At 71.7% G+C, this 17,405-nt stretch carries 20 protein-coding genes; 4 read left to right on the forward strand and 16 right to left on the reverse strand.

Features of this window, described 5'->3' with window-relative positions:
- Window positions 1-16 precede the first annotated feature (16 nt).
- The 4 genes from ACWFR1_RS15270 to ACWFR1_RS15285 form a co-directional block, all read right to left on the reverse strand.
- Window positions 17-1,036, reverse strand: coding sequence for a 1-aminocyclopropane-1-carboxylate deaminase (locus tag ACWFR1_RS15270; protein ID WP_453550919.1), 1,020 nt, complete (start codon window positions 1,034-1,036; stop codon window positions 17-19).
- Window positions 1,037-1,125: 89 nt separating this feature from the next.
- The gene (locus ACWFR1_RS15275) at window positions 1,126-1,830 is read right to left on the reverse strand and encodes a GntR family transcriptional regulator (protein WP_453550921.1); all 705 of its coding nucleotides are present in this window, start codon (window positions 1,828-1,830) and stop codon (window positions 1,126-1,128) included.
- A 182-nt stretch (window positions 1,831-2,012) separates the two neighbouring features.
- Entirely contained in the window at window positions 2,013-3,461 is a 1,449-nt protein-coding gene (locus ACWFR1_RS15280) for an alkaline phosphatase PhoX (protein WP_453550923.1), read from the reverse strand.
- Between the two features lie 341 nt (window positions 3,462-3,802).
- Window positions 3,803-5,296 (reverse strand): hypothetical protein, encoded by a 1,494-nt coding sequence (locus ACWFR1_RS15285; protein WP_453550925.1) that lies wholly within the window; start codon window positions 5,294-5,296, stop codon window positions 3,803-3,805.
- Window positions 5,297-5,512: 216 nt separating this feature from the next.
- On the opposite strand from ACWFR1_RS15285, the gene ACWFR1_RS15290 reads away from it, so the two are divergent.
- Both ACWFR1_RS15290 and ACWFR1_RS15295 read left to right on the forward strand, forming a co-directional pair.
- Window positions 5,513-7,378 carry an endonuclease/exonuclease/phosphatase family protein gene (locus ACWFR1_RS15290; protein WP_453550927.1) on the forward strand — a complete coding sequence of 622 codons (1,866 nt, stop codon included), beginning with the start codon at window positions 5,513-5,515 and terminating at the stop codon, window positions 7,376-7,378.
- Window positions 7,379-7,466: 88 nt separating this feature from the next.
- Window positions 7,467-7,910: an N-acetyltransferase family protein gene (locus tag ACWFR1_RS15295; RefSeq protein WP_453550929.1), complete on the forward strand. Its 444-nt coding sequence runs from the start codon at window positions 7,467-7,469 to the stop codon at window positions 7,908-7,910.
- On the opposite strand, the gene ACWFR1_RS15300 is transcribed toward ACWFR1_RS15295, so the two are convergent.
- Together ACWFR1_RS15300 and ACWFR1_RS15305 are read right to left on the reverse strand one after the other, a co-directional pair.
- Window positions 7,856-8,209 (reverse strand): SDR family NAD(P)-dependent oxidoreductase, encoded by a 354-nt coding sequence (locus tag ACWFR1_RS15300; protein WP_453550932.1) that lies wholly within the window; start codon window positions 8,207-8,209, stop codon window positions 7,856-7,858. The two genes, ACWFR1_RS15295 and ACWFR1_RS15300, sit on opposite strands and share 55 nt — an antisense overlap.
- Window positions 8,113-8,565, reverse strand: coding sequence for an SDR family NAD(P)-dependent oxidoreductase (locus tag ACWFR1_RS15305; RefSeq protein ID WP_453550935.1), 453 nt, complete (start codon window positions 8,563-8,565; stop codon window positions 8,113-8,115). The genes ACWFR1_RS15300 and ACWFR1_RS15305 overlap by 97 nt, the downstream gene beginning before the upstream one ends.
- 131 nt (window positions 8,566-8,696) lie before the next feature.
- Between ACWFR1_RS15305 and dapA the strand changes: the two genes are divergently transcribed.
- Window positions 8,697-9,581: a 4-hydroxy-tetrahydrodipicolinate synthase gene (dapA, locus tag ACWFR1_RS15310; protein WP_453550938.1), complete on the forward strand. Its 885-nt coding sequence runs from the start codon at window positions 8,697-8,699 to the stop codon at window positions 9,579-9,581.
- Here the strand turns inward: dapA and ACWFR1_RS15315 are convergent.
- The 4 genes from ACWFR1_RS15315 to ACWFR1_RS15330 all read right to left on the reverse strand — a co-directional run bounded on the left by ACWFR1_RS15315 (window position 9,560) and on the right by ACWFR1_RS15330 (window position 11,817).
- Entirely contained in the window at window positions 9,560-9,778 is a 219-nt protein-coding gene (locus ACWFR1_RS15315) for a hypothetical protein (protein WP_453550940.1), read from the reverse strand. The genes dapA and ACWFR1_RS15315 overlap by 22 nt on opposite strands.
- Before the next feature lie 88 nt (window positions 9,779-9,866).
- A complete protein-coding gene (gene dapD / locus ACWFR1_RS15320; RefSeq protein WP_453550942.1) occupies window positions 9,867-10,850 on the reverse strand; it encodes a 2,3,4,5-tetrahydropyridine-2,6-dicarboxylate N-succinyltransferase in 984 nt (327 codons plus the stop codon).
- Between the two features lie 44 nt (window positions 10,851-10,894).
- The gene (locus ACWFR1_RS15325; RefSeq protein ID WP_453550944.1) at window positions 10,895-11,497 is read right to left on the reverse strand and encodes a TetR/AcrR family transcriptional regulator; all 603 of its coding nucleotides are present in this window, start codon (window positions 11,495-11,497) and stop codon (window positions 10,895-10,897) included.
- The gene (locus tag ACWFR1_RS15330; protein ID WP_453550946.1) at window positions 11,497-11,817 is read right to left on the reverse strand and encodes a DMT family transporter; all 321 of its coding nucleotides are present in this window, start codon (window positions 11,815-11,817) and stop codon (window positions 11,497-11,499) included. The genes ACWFR1_RS15325 and ACWFR1_RS15330 overlap by 1 nt, the downstream gene beginning before the upstream one ends.
- An 84-nt stretch (window positions 11,818-11,901) precedes the next feature.
- On the opposite strand from ACWFR1_RS15330, the gene ACWFR1_RS15335 reads away from it, so the two are divergent.
- Entirely contained in the window at window positions 11,902-12,948 is a 1,047-nt protein-coding gene (locus ACWFR1_RS15335) for an oxidoreductase (RefSeq protein WP_453550948.1), read from the forward strand.
- A 97-nt stretch (window positions 12,949-13,045) separates the two neighbouring features.
- On the opposite strand, the gene ACWFR1_RS15340 is transcribed toward ACWFR1_RS15335, so the two are convergent.
- From ACWFR1_RS15340 to sufD, 6 genes are read right to left on the reverse strand one after another with little or no spacing between them, the layout of a single operon-like run.
- A complete protein-coding gene (locus ACWFR1_RS15340; RefSeq protein WP_055644196.1) occupies window positions 13,046-13,384 on the reverse strand; it encodes a metal-sulfur cluster assembly factor in 339 nt (112 codons plus the stop codon).
- Window positions 13,381-13,845: a Fe-S cluster assembly sulfur transfer protein SufU gene (gene sufU, locus ACWFR1_RS15345; RefSeq protein ID WP_453550951.1), complete on the reverse strand. Its 465-nt coding sequence runs from the start codon at window positions 13,843-13,845 to the stop codon at window positions 13,381-13,383. Before sufU ends, ACWFR1_RS15340 begins: the two co-directional genes overlap by 4 nt.
- A 9-nt stretch (window positions 13,846-13,854) precedes the next feature.
- Window positions 13,855-15,123 carry a cysteine desulfurase gene (locus ACWFR1_RS15350; RefSeq protein WP_453550954.1) on the reverse strand — a complete coding sequence of 423 codons (1,269 nt, stop codon included), beginning with the start codon at window positions 15,121-15,123 and terminating at the stop codon, window positions 13,855-13,857.
- On the reverse strand, window positions 15,120-15,887 hold the full coding sequence (gene sufC, locus ACWFR1_RS15355; RefSeq protein ID WP_024757174.1) for a Fe-S cluster assembly ATPase SufC: 768 nt from the start codon (window positions 15,885-15,887) through the stop codon (window positions 15,120-15,122). The genes ACWFR1_RS15350 and sufC overlap by 4 nt, the downstream gene beginning before the upstream one ends.
- Before the next feature lie 7 nt (window positions 15,888-15,894).
- Window positions 15,895-16,212 (reverse strand): bifunctional 3-phenylpropionate/cinnamic acid dioxygenase ferredoxin subunit, encoded by a 318-nt coding sequence (locus tag ACWFR1_RS15360; RefSeq protein ID WP_030322524.1) that lies wholly within the window; start codon window positions 16,210-16,212, stop codon window positions 15,895-15,897.
- Window positions 16,212-17,393: a Fe-S cluster assembly protein SufD gene (gene sufD / locus ACWFR1_RS15365; RefSeq protein ID WP_453550958.1), complete on the reverse strand. Its 1,182-nt coding sequence runs from the start codon at window positions 17,391-17,393 to the stop codon at window positions 16,212-16,214. Before sufD ends, ACWFR1_RS15360 begins: the two co-directional genes overlap by 1 nt.
- Between the last annotated feature and the right edge of the window lie 12 nt (window positions 17,394-17,405).

Genomic DNA, 17,405 nt, shown 5'->3' on the forward strand with positions numbered 1-17,405 from the left:
CGGCTCCCCCGCGCCGCTACGAGAACAGGGCGCTGTAGGCGTTGAGGGCGGGCTGGCCGCCGAGGTGGGCGTAGAGCACGGTCGAGTCCCGGCCGATCTCCCCCCGCTCCACCAGGTCGACCAGGCCCGCCATCGACTTCCCCTCGTAGACGGGGTCGGTGACCATGCCCTCGGTGCGGGCGGCGAGCCGCATCGCGTCGAGGGTGGCCTCGTCCGGGACGCCGTACACCCCGGCGTGGTAGCGCTCGTCCAGCTCGACGTCGGCCGCCGTCACCTCCCGCTCGACGCCGATGAGCGCGGCGGTGTCGCGGGCGATGCGGGTGATCTGCTCGTGCGTCGGGCCGGGCTTCGCCGAGGCGTCGACGCCGATGATCCGGCGGGCCGGGCCGCCCTCCTCGGCGAGCGCGGCGAAGCCCGCGACCATCCCGGCCTGGGTGGAGCCGGTCACCGAGCAGACGACCACCGTGTCGAAGAAGACGCCGAGCTCACGCTCCTGCTCGGCCACCTCGTACGCCCAGTTCGCGAAGCCGAGGCCGCCGAGCCGGTGGTCGGAGGCGCCCGCCGGGATCGCGTACGGCTTCCCGCCGCCCTCCTCGACCTCCCGCAGGGCCTGCTCCCAGCTCTCCTTGAAGCCGATGCCGAAGCCCGCCCGCACGAGTCGCACGTCGGCGCCGGCGAGGCGGCTGATCAGGATGTTGCCGACCTTGTCGTAGACGGAGTCCGGCCAGTCGACCCAGCTCTCCTGCACGAGGACGCAGCGCAGCCCGGCGCGGGCGGCGACGGCGGCGACCTGGCGGGTGTGGTTGGACTGGACCCCGCCTATGGAGACGAGGGTGTCGCAGCCCTGCGCGAGGGCGTCGGCGACCAGGTACTCCAGCTTGCGGGTCTTGTTCCCGCCGTACGCGACACCGGAGTTGCAGTCCTCGCGCTTGGCCCAGAGCGTGGCGCCGCCGAGGTGGTGGGTGAGCCGTTCCAGGGGGTGGACCGGGGAGGGCCCGAAGAGGAGCGGGTAGCGTTCGAAATCGGAGATCGGCACAACGGCTCCCGGTGGTTGAGGGCTGACGGGGAGGTCCTGTCGATCGCCCCGCGAGCCGGTCGGGCCCCCGGCCGATCGACAGGGCGCCCCTAGGGGGTGTCCTGCGGAACGGCGGGGGCCGGGATGCCGGTGACCTCGGCCACCTCGACGGCGTCGTCCGCGAGTTGTTCGAGCGCCGCCCAGATCTCCGTGGTGATCCGGACCGCAGCCTCCGCGTCCCCGCTCGCGCACGCGTCGATCAGCCGGGCGTGCAGCTCGGCCGATCCGCAGCTGCCGGAGTCGCCGAAGAGCCGCCGCTCGACGCGGCGGATGAGCGGGGTGTAGCGGGCGATGGTGGCGGCGGCCGCGTGGTTGCCGCTGGCGACGACGAGGATCTGGTGGAGCTCGTCGTCGGCGCGGAGCGCGGCCTCGACGTCGGAGTCGCGGACGGCGGCCGCGAAGCGCTCGTTGGCCTCGCGCATGGCCCGGACGCCCTCGGGGCCGAGCAGCGGTACGCCGGTGCGCGCGGCGAGTTCGTGCATCACGCGCACGACGGAGGCGGCGTCGCGGACCACCCGGCTGACCGGCCGGGTGACCCGGGTGTAGCTCTGCGGTTTGGACTCGACGAGCCCCTCGGCGCAGAGCCGGGCCAGGGCTTCGCGCACGGGTGCGCGCGAGAGCCCGAGGAGCTCCGCGAGGTCGGCGTCCTTCAGCGGGGCTCCGGGGGCGAGGTCACCGCGAACGATGGCCTCGCGGAGCGCCTCGTACGCCCGGTCGCGCAGAAGGGTCCGGCCCACGGGCCTCAGTGCGTCCATGGGCTGACATGTTAGATGTCAGCCCATGGACCTGACCAGCGGTCAGAGAGGCACACCCCGAGGGCCGAAAGGGCAGCCGGGGGCTCGGAGAGCCGGCCCCGGGCGGCCGGTCCCGGGGGCTCGGGCGGCCGGGCCCGGGGGCTCGGGCGGCCGGGCCCCCGGGGTCCGCCCCTCCCCGGGGCTCAGCGGCGGGGCTGGCGGCGCCAGGGGCCGGTGATCGCGATCAGGATGCCCGGGTTCTGGACGCTGGCGAAGAGTGTGTCGCCGTCGGGCGAGAAGCAGACCCCGGTGAACTCGCTGTCGTTGAGGTCGTTACGGGCGATCGGGTACGTCCGGCCGGAGTCGGTGGCACCGAAGAGGTGCTGCACGCCCTCGCCGTCCTCGGCGATGACGATCCCGCCGTACGGGGAGACGGTGATGTTGTCGGGGCCGTCGTAGGCGCCGTCCTCGTCGGGGGCCGCGTTCACGCCGAGCAGCACCTTCAGGGTGAGGGTGCGGCGCTTGGGGTCGTAGAACCAGACCTGGCCGTCGTGCGCGGCGCCCGGGCTCTCGTCGCGCGCGTAGGAGGAGACGACGTAGGCGCCGCCGTCGGCCCACCACATGCCCTCCAGCTTGCGGGCGCGGGTGACCTCGGTCGGGCCGAACTGCCGGCGGACGGGGACGGTGCGGCCGTCGCGGTCGGGGACGTCGACCCAGTCGACGCCGTAGACGGTGCCGATCCGGGTGGCGCGGGACAGGTCGTCGACGAAGCGGCCGCCGGAGTCGGTGCACTTGAAGGCCTGGAGGACGCCGGCGTCGTCGGCGAGCGTACGGAGCCTGCCGCGCCCGTGCTCGAAGCCCTCCGGCGGCACCCAGCGGAAGAGCAGGCCGTTGGGCTTCGAGGCGTCCTCGGTGAGGTAGGCGTGGCCGCGCCGGGGGTCGATGACGACGGCCTCGTGGTCGTAGCGGCCGAAGGCCTTGATCGGCTGCGGGTCGCGGTTGGCGCGCCGGTCGCGCGGGTCGACCTCGAAGATGTAGCCGTGGTCCTTGGTCATGCCGTTGACGCCCGCGAGGTCGGAGTTCTCCTCGCCGGTGAGCCAGGTGCCCCAGGCCGTGGCGCCGCCCGCGCAGTTGGTGGAGGTGCCGGCGATGCCGACCCACTCGGCGACGGTGCCGTCGCGGTGCACCTCGACGACCGTGCAGCCGCCGGCGGCGGCCGGGTCGTAGACGAGGCCCTCGGTGAGCGGGACCGGGTGGGCCCACTTGGAGCGGGGGCCCTTGAGCTCGTGGTTGTTCACCAGGTACGTGGTGCCGCGCGGGCCGGCGAAGGCCGCGGTGCCGTCGTGGTTGGACGGCGTGAACTCGCCGCTCTCCAGGTGCGTGACGCCGCTGTGCGTGACGACGCGGTACGAGAACCCGGCGGGGAGGGCGACGAGACCCTCGGGGTCGGCGACGAGCGGCCCGTAACCGAGCGCGTGGCCGTGCCCGTGGCCCTGGCCGTGATCCTGGCCGTCCCCGGCTCCGTACGCCTCCGGCTCGTCCGAGGCGAGCGCCTCGGGCGCGGTGGCGAGAGCGCCGACGACACCGGTGAGGGCGAGCCCCGCACCAGCGACGGCGGACTGCTTGGTGAACTCTCTGCGGTTGAGAGGCATGGTGTGCGGGTCTCCCTGTGACGGCCGGATCTCGCCGGTCACCCTGCCGCGCCCCCGCGAACAGAAGCTGAACACGGCGGAAACGCCCGCCGGGCAACACACGAGAGACCGCCACCCGAACCGTCGGAACCCGGCCGGGACCCGTCGCCGCCCGAACCGTCAGGGACCCGCCGGGTCCCACTGAAGCCCGGACCGTCCGGAACCCGCCGGGTCCCGCCGAAGCCCGAACCCCCGGGAACCGGACCCGAATCCTCAGACGCCCGAACGCTCAGGACACCGGCCGAAACCCGCCGCCGCCCCCACCCTCAGGACCCCGCCCCGAACCCGTCGCCCCCGGATCCTCAGGACCCAGACCGCGACCGGGCCTTGAAGGCCGACTTGCGGGCCTCCTTCGCCGCCGTCTTGTCACGGTGCAGGCGGCCCATCGCCTCCAGGACCTCCGCCGTCGCCGGGTGCTCCACCCGCCACGCCGCTTCGAAGAAGCCGCTGTGCCGGCCCGTGAGCCCCTCGATCAGCTCCTGGAGCTCCTCCAGGTCGCCGTCCGCGTCGAGCTGCGCCGCGATCGTGTCGATCGCCAGCCAGAAGATCATCGACTCCGACGGCGCGGGCACGTCCGCCGCGCCGCGCTCCGCGAGCCAGACCCGCGCCAGGCCGCCGAGCTCCGGGTCGTCCAGGACCTCGCGGACCGCGGGCTCCGCCTCGGTGCCCACCAGGGCGAGCGCCTGCTGGCAGTGGAGGCGGCGCAGCGGCGAACCCGCGTCCGCGCCCCGCGCCGCGGCCAGCAGCTCCCGCGCCGCGGTCACGACGTCACGGCCGGAGAGCCACGCGGCGGTCTCGGCACGGGCGGCGGCCTCGGGGTATCCGGCGATCCCGCCGAGGAGCGCGTCGGCGCCCTTGTCGGCGAGGTCGCCGACGGCGGGCGCGTCCACGCCGACGTCGAGCATCCGGGCCCGGACGCCGTAGAGCCCGAGCGGGGTGAGCCGGACCATGCCGTACCGCGAGACGTCGTCGTCGTCGACCGGCGCGGCGGGCTCCTCACCCTCCTCGGCCATCAGGGCCTCGTCGACGGGCTGGTACTCGACGAGCCCGATGGCCTCCAGGAGGCGGAACTGCTCGTCGAGCCGCATCATCGCGTCCGAGACCTGCTCCAGGACGTCGTCGGTCGGTTCGCCCATGTCGTCGGGGACGACCATCGACGCGGCGAGCGCGGGCAGCGGCACGGGTCCCTCGCCGGGGCCGCCCTCGCTGACGGTGAGGAGGTAGAGGTTGCCGAGCACGCCCTCCAGGAACTCGCCCTCCATCTCAGGGTCCCAGTCCAGCGACTCCAGGTCGATCTCGCCGTCCTCGCCGACGAGGGTGTCCAGGTCGTCGAGGACGGGCACGAGGGCGTCGGTGAAGACCGCGTCGAAGCCGTCCAGCCAGATCCCGAGGACGTCCTGGGGTGAACCGCCGGTGATCAGCGCCAGGTTCTCGCCGGGCCCCGCCCCGCCGGGGGTCTCGTCGTCCGCGCCGTCCTCGACGGCGACGAGGCCGGTGTCGACGGCGAGCCGCCAGGCGTCGGCCGCGAGGATCTCGGCCTCCTCGACGGACTCCTCGAAGGACTCGGCGCCTTCGAGGGACGTGCCGTCGGCCCCGACGGTGAGGTCCAGGACGTCGACGGCCTCCGGCAGTTGCTCGTCGACGAGCTCGCCGCCCGCGCCGACCCGCGTCTCGGGTCCGGCCCAGAGGGCGAGCCGCACGGCACGGGCGAGGAGGGGCGCGGCCAGGGCGTCCCGCGCCAGCTCCGCGTCCGCGGGAAGCCGAACGGGGGGAAGGGTGGGCTGCTCCGCTGACATGTGGGGTGTCTCCTCGACGCGTACGGGTGGGACGGGGGTGGGGGAGTGTGGCGAAAGAGCGGTACTCAGCGTAGACGCATCCGGGGGGACGTCCGCCGGTTCATGGATCTGTCAGCCTTCGTACACCCGTCGACTCTTGACAAGTTCCCCCCTCTCGCAAGAGATTGACGCGCGTAGATTCATCTGCCGATCCTCCAAGCACCCTCCGGAGCCCTGATGCCTTCCTCCATACCGAGATCTGTCCCCTCGCTGCGCCGGGGAGGCCCCTTGACCGTCTCCGCCGTGGTCGCCGCAGCAATCGCCGCCGGACTCCTCGCCGGTTCGACGAGCGCCGCCGCCGACGAGAGCGCCGCCGGCGTCCGGATCCACGACATCCAGGGCACGACCCGCGTCTCCCCGCTCGTGGGCAAGCAGGTCGCCGGCGTCACGGGCATCGTCACCGGTGTCCGCACCTACGGCTCGCGCGGTTTCTGGATCCAGGACCCCGAGGCCGACGCGAACCCGGCCACCAGTGAGGGCCTGTTCGTCTTCACCAGCTCGGTCCCGACGGTCGCCGTCGGCGACGCGGTCAGCCTGAACGGCACGGTCACCGAGTACGTCCCGGGCGGCCTGAACTCCGGCAACCAGTCGCTGACGCAGCTCTCCAAGCCGGTGATCACGGTGGTCTCGAAGGGCAACCCGGTCCCGGCCCCGGTGACGATCTCCGCCTGGTCCGTCCCCGACGCGTACGCCCCGGAGGGCGACCCGGCCGCCGCCGGCTCGATCAACGGTCTGACGCTCGACCCGGAGACGTACGCCCTGGACTACTACGAGTCCCTGGAGGGCACCAACGTCCGGATCGGCTCCTCGCGGGTGGTCGGCGCCACCGACCCGTACGCGGAGCTGTGGGTGACGGTGAAGCCGTTCGAGAACCGCAACTGGCGCGGCGGCACGGTCTACGGCTCGTACGAGTCCCAGAACACCGGCCGGCTCCAGATCCAGTCGCTGACCCCGCTCGCCCAGCAGCCCTTCCCGAAGGCGAACGTCGGCGACCAGCTGACGGGCACGACCGAGGGCCCGCTCGACTTCAACCAGTTCGGCGGCTACACGCTGACCGCGCGCACCCTCGGCACGGTCGAGGACGGCGGCCTGGAGCGCGAGACCACGGACAAGCAGCACAAGAACGAGCTGGCCGTGGCGACGTACAACGTCGAGAACCTCGACCCGAGCGACCCGCAGGAGAAGTTCGACGCCCTCGCGAAGGCGGTCGTCGACAACCTCGCCTCGCCGGACATCCTGGCCCTGGAGGAGATCCAGGACAACAACGGCGCCAAGAACGACGGTACGGTCGCCGCCGACCAGACGGTCAAGAAGTTCACGGACGCGATCGTCGCGGCCGGCGGCCCGGCGTACGAGTGGCGCTCGATCGACCCGCAGAACAACAAGGACGGCGGCCAGCCCGGCGGCAACATCCGCCAGGTCTTCCTCTTCAACCCCGAGCGGGTCTCCTTCACGGACCGCGCGGGTGGCGACGCCACCACCGCCACCGCGGTGACGGGTGCGAAGGGCCGCGCCGCGCTGACCCTCTCGCCCGGCCGGATCGACCCGGCGAACACCGCCTGGGGCAACAGCCGCAAGCCGCTCGCGGGCGAGTTCGTCTTCCGCGGCCGTACGGTCTTCGTGATCGCCAACCACTTCGGCTCGAAGGGCGGCGACGAGGGCCTGACCTCGCACCACCAGCCGCCGAACCGTTCCTCCGAAGCGGACCGCCTGCTTCAGGCTCAGGCCGTGAACGCCTTCGTGAAGGACATCGCCGCGATCGAGAAGCAGGCGGACGTCCTCGTCGTCGGCGACATCAACGACTTCGAGTTCTCCGGGACGACGGAGGCGCTGACGGACGGCGGCGCGCTGTACCCGGCGGTGAAGTCGCTGCCGCGCTCCGAGCGGTACTCGTACGTCTACCAGGGCAACAGCCAGGTCCTCGACCAGATCCTGACGAGCCCGGGCGTGCACCACTTCGAGTACGACAGCGTCCACGTCAACGCCGAGTTCGCCGACCAGGACAGCGACCACGACCCGCAGGTCCTGCGCTTCCGCCCGTAAGTGCCCCCGTCACACGCCCGCGTCGAGCCTCGGCGCGGGCGTGTACCGCCGGACCCGGTGGGGCGCCGCCCGTGCGAGACTCCGCGCCGTGATCCTTCGCCCCGCCACCCGCGCCGAACTGCCCGCCGTCCTCGCCCTCCTCGCCGACGAGGAGAAGGTGGTGGACCCCGGCTCGGTCGTCGTCACCGAGGCGTACGAGCGGGCCTTCGCGGACATCGAGGCCGACCCGCGCAACGAGATGCTGGTCCTCGCGGACGGCGAACTCGTCCTCGGCTGCCTCCAGATCACGTACATCCCCGGACTCGGCAAGGGCGGCGCCGAGCGGGCCCTGCTCGAAGCGGTCCGGATCAGGGCCGACCGGCGGGGCGGCGGACTCGGCCGGGAGCTGATGGAGCGGGCCGTGGCGCGGGCACGCGCACGCGGCTGCGCGCTCGTCCAGCTGACCAGCGACAAGCGACGGACCGAGGCCCACCGCTTCTACGCCTCACTGGGCTTCGCACGCAGCCACGACGGCTTCAAACTGCGCTTCTGAGCACGCCGGGCGCGCCACCACTCCTGTGCTTCTGAGCACCCCCGGCCCGCCATCCCTACCTTGGCCTCGTCGGCGCCGTCGACCCGCACGTCGGGGCCGAGGGTCTTGGCGAGGAGCTTCGTCATGTGGTTGACGGCGGCCTTGGAGACCGCGTACGGGATGGAGCTGCCGCCCGGCCGGACCCCGGCCTGGGAGGAGATCGTCACGACGCTGCCGCGGGTCTTACGCAGGTGCGGTACGGCGGCGGTGACGGTCTGCCGGACGCCGATGACGTTGACGTCGTAGAGGTGCCGCCACACGTCGGGCGAGGCGGCTTCGAGGTCGTCGTGCGGGATGATGGGGGTCCCCCCCTGCCCTTAAGGCTATGGGGGAGGGTGGTGCCGGCGCAGTTGACGAGGACGTCGAGGCGGCCGAGGCGCTCCACGGTCCGCTCGACGAGCTCCTTGGCCTGGGTCTCGTCGGTGACGTCCGCCCGGAGGCAGACGGCGCCGGGCAGTTCGGCGGCGAGGCGTTCCCCCGCCTCGACGGAGCGGGCGGAGTTGACGACGACCCGGATGCCGGCCTCGGCGAGGCGGCGGGCGACGGCGGCGCCGGTGCCCGAGGACGAGCCGGTGACGAGCGCGACGCGCTGTTCGCCGCTGTGGTGTGAGCTCATGCTGTGCTGTTCTCCATGTCCCCCGTCGCGCCCGCCGATCACGCCAGACGGCGATCGTTCAGCGGAACTGAATTCTCGGGACAAGAAGAACTAAGTGGACCTTCACTGTCGTGTGCGCACAGACTTCCCGGATGAGCACTGAACGCCCTTTCGGCCGCGCGCTCTGCGCGATGATCACCCCCTTCTCCCCCTCCGGGGCGCTCGACCTCGACCGGGCGGCCGAGCTGGCCGTCCACCTCGTCGCGGAGGGCTGTGACGGGCTGGTCCTCAACGGCACCACCGGCGAGTCCCCGACCACCACCGACGTCGAGAAGGCCGCGCTGGTACGGGCCGTCCGGGCGGCGATCGGCCAGGGCCCCGCGCTGCTCACGGGCATCGGCACCGCCGACACCCGGCACACCGCGGAGCTGGCCCGTCAGGCGTCGAAGGCGGGCGCCGACGGGCTGCTCGTCGTCACCCCGTACTACAGCCGCCCTCCGCAGGCGGCCGTCGCGGCGCACTTCCTGAAGGTCGCGGACGCGACGGAGCTGCCGGTGATGGTCTACGACATCCCCGGCCGCACCGGGACGCGCGTCGAGCCGGCGACGATGCGGCGGCTGGCCGAGCACCCGCGGATCGTGGCGGTGAAGGACTGCTCGTACGACCTCCTGGCCTCGGCCCGGCTGATCGCCGAGACCGGGCTCGCGTACTACTCGGGCAGCGAGGAGCTGAACCTGCCGCTGTACGCGGTCGGCGGCGCCGGCTACGTCAGTACGGTGGCGAACGTGGCGCCCCGCCGACTGCGGGCGGTCCTCGACGCCTTCGACGCCGGCGACACGGCGGAGGCGGCCCGGCTCAACGCCCTGACGCTGCCGCTCACCGAGCTGATGATGGCCTCGGGGCTGCCCGGCACGGTGACCGCGAAGGCGCTGCTCGGCGGGACGCTGCGGGAACCGCTGCAGCCCGCCGACCGGGAGACGGTCGACGGGCTGCGGGGTGCGTACGGGACGCTGGTTCAGGCGGAGTCGGTCGTGTAGGTGCGGCCGAGGATCGCGGCGTGCTCCAGGACGTCCTCCAGCGGGTCGTCGATCTGCCCGGTGTGGAGCGAGAGGCTGGGCCCGTTCGTGACGGTCGGACCGTGGTGCGTGTGCGTCTCGTCCGCCTGGGCAACGCCTGCCGGCAGCAGTACCGCCACCGCCGTGAGCACTCCGGCGACCGTGGGCTTCGTCCTCATGTCGACTCCTCGCCTTGCCTGCGTACAGTGACTCCGCGTCCTCGTGACGCGCTCTTCTAACGCGTTCCGTCGACGCGGAGTCACCGCGTCAGTTGTGGCTGTGCAGGATGTCGTTGAGTCCGCCCCAGACCGCGTTGTTCGGGCGGGCCTCGACGGCGCCGCTGACCGAGTTGCGGCGGAAGAGGATGTTCGAGGCGCCGGAGAGCTCGCGGGCCTTGACGATCTGGCCGTCGGGCATGGTGACCCGGGTGCCGGCCGTGACGTACAGACCGGCCTCGACGACGCACTCGTCACCGAGCGCGATGCCGACGCCCGCCTCGGCGCCGATCAGGCAGCGCTCGCCGATCGAGATGACGACGTTGCCGCCGCCGGAGAGGGTGCCCATGGTGGAGGCGCCGCCGCCGATGTCGGAGCCGTTGCCGACGACGACTCCGGCGGAGATCCGGCCCTCGACCATCGAGGTGCCGAGGGTGCCGGCGTTGAAGTTGACGAAGCCCTCGTGCATGACGGTCGTACCGGCGGCGAGGTGGGCGCCGAGGCGCACCCGGTCGGCGTCGGCGATGCGGACCCCGGCGGGCACGACGTAGTCGGTCATGCGCGGGAACTTGTCGATGCTGGTCACGGCGAGGTGGAGGCCCTCGGCGCGGGCGTTGAGCCGCACCTTCTCGATGTCGTCGACGGCGACCGGGCCGAGCGAGGTCCAGGCGACGTTGGCGAGGAGGCCGAAGACGCCGTCCAGGCTCTGGCCGTGCGGCTTGACGAGCCGGTGGCTGAGCAGGTGCAGGCGCAGGTAGGCGTCGTGCGCGTCGAGCGGCTTGTCGTCGAGCGAGGAGATGACGGTACGGACGGCGACCACCTCGACGCCGCGGCGGGCGTCCACGCCGAGGGCCTTGGCGGCCCCGTCGCCGAGGGCGTTCACGGCCTCGTCGGGGGTGAGCCGCTCGGTACCGGCGGGGCCGGGCGCGTCGGTCAGCTCGGGGGCGGGGAACCAGGTGTCGAGAACGGAGCCGTCACCGGCGATGGTGGCGAGGCCGGCGGCGACGGCGCCGGTGGTGCGAGGAGCAGTGGTCATGACGGAAAACCTAACGGTCGGGCCCCCGCGCGGGCCAACCGGTCTCAGGTGTCGGTCGAGCGAGTCGGTGGTTCCGACGAGCCCGGGACCGGGGGATTCGGCGCTTCATTCAGCACCCGCGCCAGCATCTCGCGCGCGTACTCCGGGTCGTACGTGCCGTCGGTGAGCAGGACCTGGAGGCAGATGCCGTCCATGAGGGCGACCAGGGCGCGCGCGGTGGCGGGATCGGTCCGGGCGGCGAGCAGGGCGACGACGTCCTCGGTCCACTCGGCGGCGACCGGGCGCAGGGCGGGGCGGCGCAGGGCGGCGAGGTAGAGCTCGTACTCCAGCTCCACGCCGGTGCGCTCGCCGCCCATCCACTCCCCCAGGAGCCGGGCGAGGGCGGTCGCGACGGGGGTGTCGGGCGCGGCGAGGGCGGGGCTCTCGCGGAGCTGCCGCCCGAAGCCCTCGTTGGCCTTGCGGAGCGCGGCGACGAGGAGTTCGTCGAGGGACGCGAAGTGGTACGTGGTGGAGCCGAGCGGCACGTCCGCCTCGGCGGCCACCGTGCGGTGGCTCAGCCCGGCGATGCCGGACCGCCCGACCACCCGGAGGGCCGCGTCGACGATCCGCTCGCGGCGCTCGGGGTCGTGGCGGCGGGCGCGGGCCATCAGTGCGCGCCGCCGAGCTGGAGGACGGCGACCCCGGCGACGATGAGGACGATGCCGGCGATCTTGGCGGGGCTGAGGGTCTCGCCGAGGAAGAGGATGCCGATCGTGGCGACGGCGGCGGTGCCGACGCCGGACCAGATGGCGTAGGCGGTGCCGACCTGGAGCGTCTTGAGGGCCTGCGCGAGGAGGGCGAAGGCGATCAGGTAGCCCGCGCCGGTGATCAGCGAGGGCCAGAGCTTGGAGAAGCCGTCGCTGTACTTCATCGAGGTGGTGGCGAGGATCTCCGCCACGATGGCGCCCGCCAGCAGTCCGTAACCCATGTGTACGAGCGTACACAGCGCTGCGTACGGATGTACACATCACCGCGTCCGAGCGGGCGTTCGGCGACCGATACGGTGTCCCGCATGACGTTTCCCCCTGGCCCGCCGCCTTACGGCTACGGCTACCCGCCGCCTCCACCCCCGAGACCCGGAGCCATACCCCTGGCACCGCTCGGCCTCGGCGAGATCCTCTCCGGCGCCTTCACCGCCTTCGGACGCCACTGGAAGACGCTGGTCGGCGTCACCGCAGCCGTCTACGGCACGGCGATCCTGTTCGTGGGAGCGGCGATGCTCATCGCGTACGCGGCCGTGGGCGACCTCTTCCCCGCCGTGTTCGACCTGCCGGCCGGCCAGAAGCCGCAGCGGGACGACGTCGGGCCGCTGATCGTCGCCTTCGCCTGCGTCTGGATCGCCGGTGTGATCGCGATCCTCTGCGCCAACGCCCTGACGGCGGCGGCCTGCCCGGCCGTGATCCAGGAGGCCGTCCTCGGCCGTCCGACCACCTTCGGCGCGCTCTGGCGCCGTTCCTGGGCCCGGATGCCGACGGTCCTCGGCACAATGATCCTGACGAGCCTGCCGGCACTGCTCGTGGTCGCGGTGTTCTTCGCGACGGTCATCGCCATGCTGGCCAGCTTCGACGGCGGCAGCCCGATAGGCGTGATGCTCACGGTCTTCGTCGGCGGGGGGCTCGCCGCTCTGCTCGTCACCCCGCTCGCACTCTGGCTCTGGGTGAAGTTCAGCCTGGCCCCGGCGGCGGCGGTGATGGAGGGCCAGGGCGTGATCGCCTCGATGCGCCGCTCCTCGACCCTGATCCGCGGTTCCTGGTGGCGCTCCTTCGGCATTCTGCTGCTCGTCGCTCTCGTGACCGCCTTCGTCAGCTGGCTCGTCCAGCAGACGCTCTCGGTGGCGGCGACGGCGCCGTTGACGGCCGTCGACTTCTCCGGCGGCGAGCCGACCTCGGTGATCGCCGGCTTCGCGGTGGTCTTCGCGTTCCTGCTCGTCGGGCAGCTGGTCAGCCAGCTGCTCGTCTCCGTCTTCCCCCCGCTGGTGACGGCCCTGCTCTACGTCGACCTGCGCATCCGCAAGGAGAACCTGGCCCCGGACCTCGCCCGGGCCGCGGGCCTGTACTGACGGACGTCCGGACACCGGCGGCGTCCGGACACGCGAAACGGCCGTGCCCCGAAGGGCACGGCCGTTCGTACGGGTCCGTGTTCCGGACCGCGACGTCTCAGACGTTGAAGCCGAGCGCGCGCAGCTGCTCGCGGCCGTCGTCCGTGATCTTGTCCGGACCCCACGGCGGCATCCAGACCCAGTTGATCTTCAGCTCGCTGACGATGCCGTCCGTCGCGGACTTCGCCTGGTCCTCGATCACATCGGTCAGCGGACAGGCCGCCGACGTCAGGGTCATGTCCAGCGTCGCGACGTTCGAGTCGTCGATGTGGATGCCGTAGATCAGACCGAGGTTGACCACATCGATGCCCAGCTCGGGGTCGACGACGTCGTACAGCGCCTCGCGGACTTCTTCCTCGGAGGCCGGCTTCATCGTGGCCCCAGCGTTCTCGGTCATGCCGACTTCCTCTCCACGTCGTCACCCAGCGCCTGGGCGGTCGCGTCCTTCCACGCCATCCAGCTGAGCAGCGCGCACTTCACACGGGCCGGGTACTTGGAGACGCCCGCGAACGCGACCGCGTCCTCCAGGATCTCCTCCATGGCGTCGTCCGGCTCGATCTTGCCCTTGGACTGCATCAGCTCCAGGAAGGTGCCCTGGATCTTCTGCGCCTCGGCCAGTTCCTTGCCGACGAGCAGCTCGTTCAGGACCGAGGCCGAAGCCTGGCTGATCGAGCAGCCCTGACCCTCGTACGAGACGTCCGCGATGCGCGAGCCCTCGTACTTGACGCGGAGCGTGATCTCGTCGCCGCACGTCGGGTTGACGTGGTGCACCTCGGCGTCGCCGTCCCGGAGACCGCGCCCGTGCGGGTGCTTGTAGTGGTCCAGGATGACGTCCTGGTACATCGAATCCAGCTTCACGACCAGCCCCTACCCGAAGAAGTTCCGTACGTGCTCCAGACCCGCGACGAGAGCGTCGACCTCGGCGGGCGTGGAGTACAGATAGAACGACGCTCGCGTGGTCGCGGGAATTCCGTACCGCAGGCAGACCGGCCGCGCGCAGTGGTGGCCGACCCGGACCGCGATGCCCTCCTCGTCGAGCACCTGACCCACGTCGTGCGGGTGGATGTCACCCAGGACGAAGGAGATCGCCGCGCCGCGGTCCTCGGCCGTGGTGGGGCCGATGATCCGCAGGTCTGGGACCTCCTGGAGGCGCCGGACGGCGTACTCCGTGATCGCGTGCTCGTGGCGCGCGATGTTCTCCATGCCGATCGCCGAGAGGTAGTCCACGGCCGCGCCGAGGCCGACGGCCTGGGCGATCGGGGGCGTACCCGCCTCGAACTTGTGCGGGGCGGGAGCGTAGGTCGAGGAGTGCATCGAGACGGTCTCGATCATCTCGCCGCCGCCGAGGAAGGGCGGCAGGTCCTCCAGGAGCTCCTGCCGTCCCCACAGCACGCCGATGCCGGTCGGGCCGACCATCTTGTGACCGGTGAAGGCCACGAAGTCGGCCTGGAGCGCCTGCACGTCGAGCACCATGTGCGGGGCCGCCTGCGAGGCGTCGATGCAGACCAGCGCACCGACCTCCTGCGCACGCCGGATGATCGTCTCGACCGGGTTGATCGTGCCCAGCAGGTTCGAGACCAGCGTGAACGAGACGATCTTGGTCTTCTCGGTGATGACCTCTTCGATGTTCGAGAGGTCGAGACGGCCGTCGTCGGTGAGGCCGAACCACTTCAGCTTCGCACCCGTGCGCTGCGAGAGCAGCTGCCACGGCACGATGTTGGAGTGGTGCTCCATCTCCGTGATGGCGATCTCGGTATCGTGGTCCACGCGGTAGGGCTCGTCGGCCCAGCCCAGCATGTTGGCCACGAGGTTGAGCGACTCCGAGGCGTTCTTCGTGAAGATCACCTCGTCGCGGCTCGGCGCGTTGATGAACGCCGCGACCTTGTCACGGGCGCCCTCGTACAGCGCCGTCGCCTCCTCGGCGACCAGGTAGACGCCGCGGTGCACGTTGGCGTTGTGCTGCTCGTAGTACTCGTTCAGCGCGTCGAGCACCTGGCGCGGCTTCTGCGAGGTCGCCGCGGAGTCCAGGTACACGATCTTCTTGCCGTCGTGGACCACGCGATCCAGGAGCGGGAAGTCCTTGCGGATCGCCTCGGTGTCGAGGAGGCCGGAGAGCCCCTGATGGGCAGAAGTCACGCGGATGCGCCACCCTTCGTGCTGTAGGCCTCGTAGCCCTCGTTCTCCAGCTTGTCGGCGAGCTCGGCGCCGCCGGACTCGACGATGCGGCCCTCGGAGAAGACGTGAACGAAGTCGGGCTTGATGTAGCGCAGGATGCGCGTGTAGTGCGTGATCAGCAGGGTGCCGACCTCACCGGTCTCGCGGACGCGGTTGACGCCCTCGGAGACCTGGCGCAGCGCGTCGACGTCCAGGCCGGAGTCGGTCTCGTCGAGGATCGCGATCTTCGGCTTGAGGAGCTCCAGCTGGAGGATCTCGTGGCGCTTCTTCTCACCGCCGGAGAAGCCCTCGTTGACGTTGCGCTCGGCGAAGGCCGGGTCCATCTGGAGCTGCTCCATCGCGGACTTGACCTCCTTCACCCAGGTACGCAGCTTGGGGGCCTCGCCGCGGATGGCGGTGGCGGAGGTGCGCAGGAAGTTGGAGACCGAGACACCGGGGACCTCGACCGGGTACTGCATGGCCAGGAAGACGCCGGCGCGGGCGCGCTCGTCGACCGACATCTCCAGGACGTCCTCGCCGTCGAGGGTGACGGTGCCGCCGGTGACCGTGTACTTCGGGTGGCCGGCGAGCGAGTACGCCAGGGTCGACTTGCCGGAGCCGTTGGGGCCCATGACGGCGTGGGTCTCGCCCTGCTTGATGGTCAGGTCGACACCCTTGAGGATCTCGCGGGGGCCGTTCTCGGCCTCGACGGAGACGTGCAGGTTGCGGATTTCAAGCGTTGCCATGGGTGACTCAGGACTCCTGGGTGACGGAGACGAGCACATCGTCCCCTTCGATCTTTACGGGGTATACGGGCACGGGGCGCGTCGCGGGAAGGCCGGAGGGCTTTCCGGTGCGGAGGTCGAAGCTCGACCCGTGCAACCAGCACTCGATGGCGCAGTCCTCGACCTCGCCCTCCGAGAGGGAGACGTTCGCGTGCGAGCAGATGTCGTTGATCGCGAACACCTCGCCCTCGGTGTGCACGACCGACACCGGCGTGCCGTCGACCTCGACCCGCTTCGGGGTGTCGGCCTCCAGCTCGCTCAGCGCGCAGACTCGGACGAAGGCCATCAGACGGAGGCCTCCAGCTCGGCCTCGATCTTGGCGAGGAGGCGCTCCTGGACGTCCGGCAGACCGATCTGCTGGACCAGCTCGGCGAAGAAGCCGCGGACGACGAGGCGGCGGGCCTCGGTCTCCGGGATGCCGCGCGACATCAGGTAGAAGAGCTGCTCGTCGTCGAAGCGGCCGGTGGCCGAGGCGTGACCGGCGCCGGCGATCTCGCCGGTCTCGATCTCCAGGTTCGGCACGGAGTCGACCCGGGCACCGTCCGTGAGGACCAGGTTCCGGTTGAGCTCGTACGTGTCGGTGCCCTCGGCGGCGGCCTGGATGAGCACGTCACCGATCCAGACGGCGTGCGCGTCCTGGCCCTGCAGCGCGCCCTTGTAGGCCACGTTGGACTTGCAGTGCGGGGTGTTGTGGTCCACCAGGAGGCGGTGCTCCTGGTGCTGGCCGGCGTCGGTGAAGTACAGACCGAAGAGCTCGGCCTCGCCGCCGGGGGCCGCGTACGCCACGCGCGGGTGGATGCGGACGACGTCGCCGCCGAAGGTGACGACCACCGACTTGAAGGAGGCGTCGCGGCCGACCAGCGCGTTGTGCTGGGCGACGTGGACGGCCTTCTCGTCCCAGTCCTGGACGGAGACGACGGTCAGCTTGGCGCCGTCGCCGAGGACGTAGTCGACGTTGGCGGCGAGCACCGCGTCACCGGTGTGGTCGATGACCACGACGGCCTCGGCGAAGGCGCCGAGCTCGATGACCTGGTGGCCGAAGGCGACGCCGCCCTCGCCGTGCACGGCGATGCGGATCGGCTCGGTGAGGACGGCCTCCTTGGCGACGGTGACGACCGAGGCCTTCTCGAAGGAGGAGTACGCCTGGGCGGCGACGCGGTCGACCGGCTTGCCGGCCTTGCCGAGACGCTCGTCCTCGCGGCCGACGGTCTCCACGGTGACGCCCTCGGGGGCCTCGATCGCGACCTTGACGCCCTCGCCGGACGCGACGGCGGTGCCGTCGTGGAGGCCGCGCAGGCGCGCCAGCGGCGTGAACCGCCACTCCTCCTCACGGCCGTGCGGGACGGGGAAGTCCGCGACGTCGAAGGAGGGGGGCGCGCTCATGCGCGTGGCGACGGTGGACTCGGCGGCCACCGCGATCGAGCCGGCGGTGGTGGAGCCCGCCGGGATGTTCTGAGCCTCAGCCATGGCTGTCGTGTT

This window comes from Streptomyces sp. NPDC055103 (assembly GCF_053607625.1).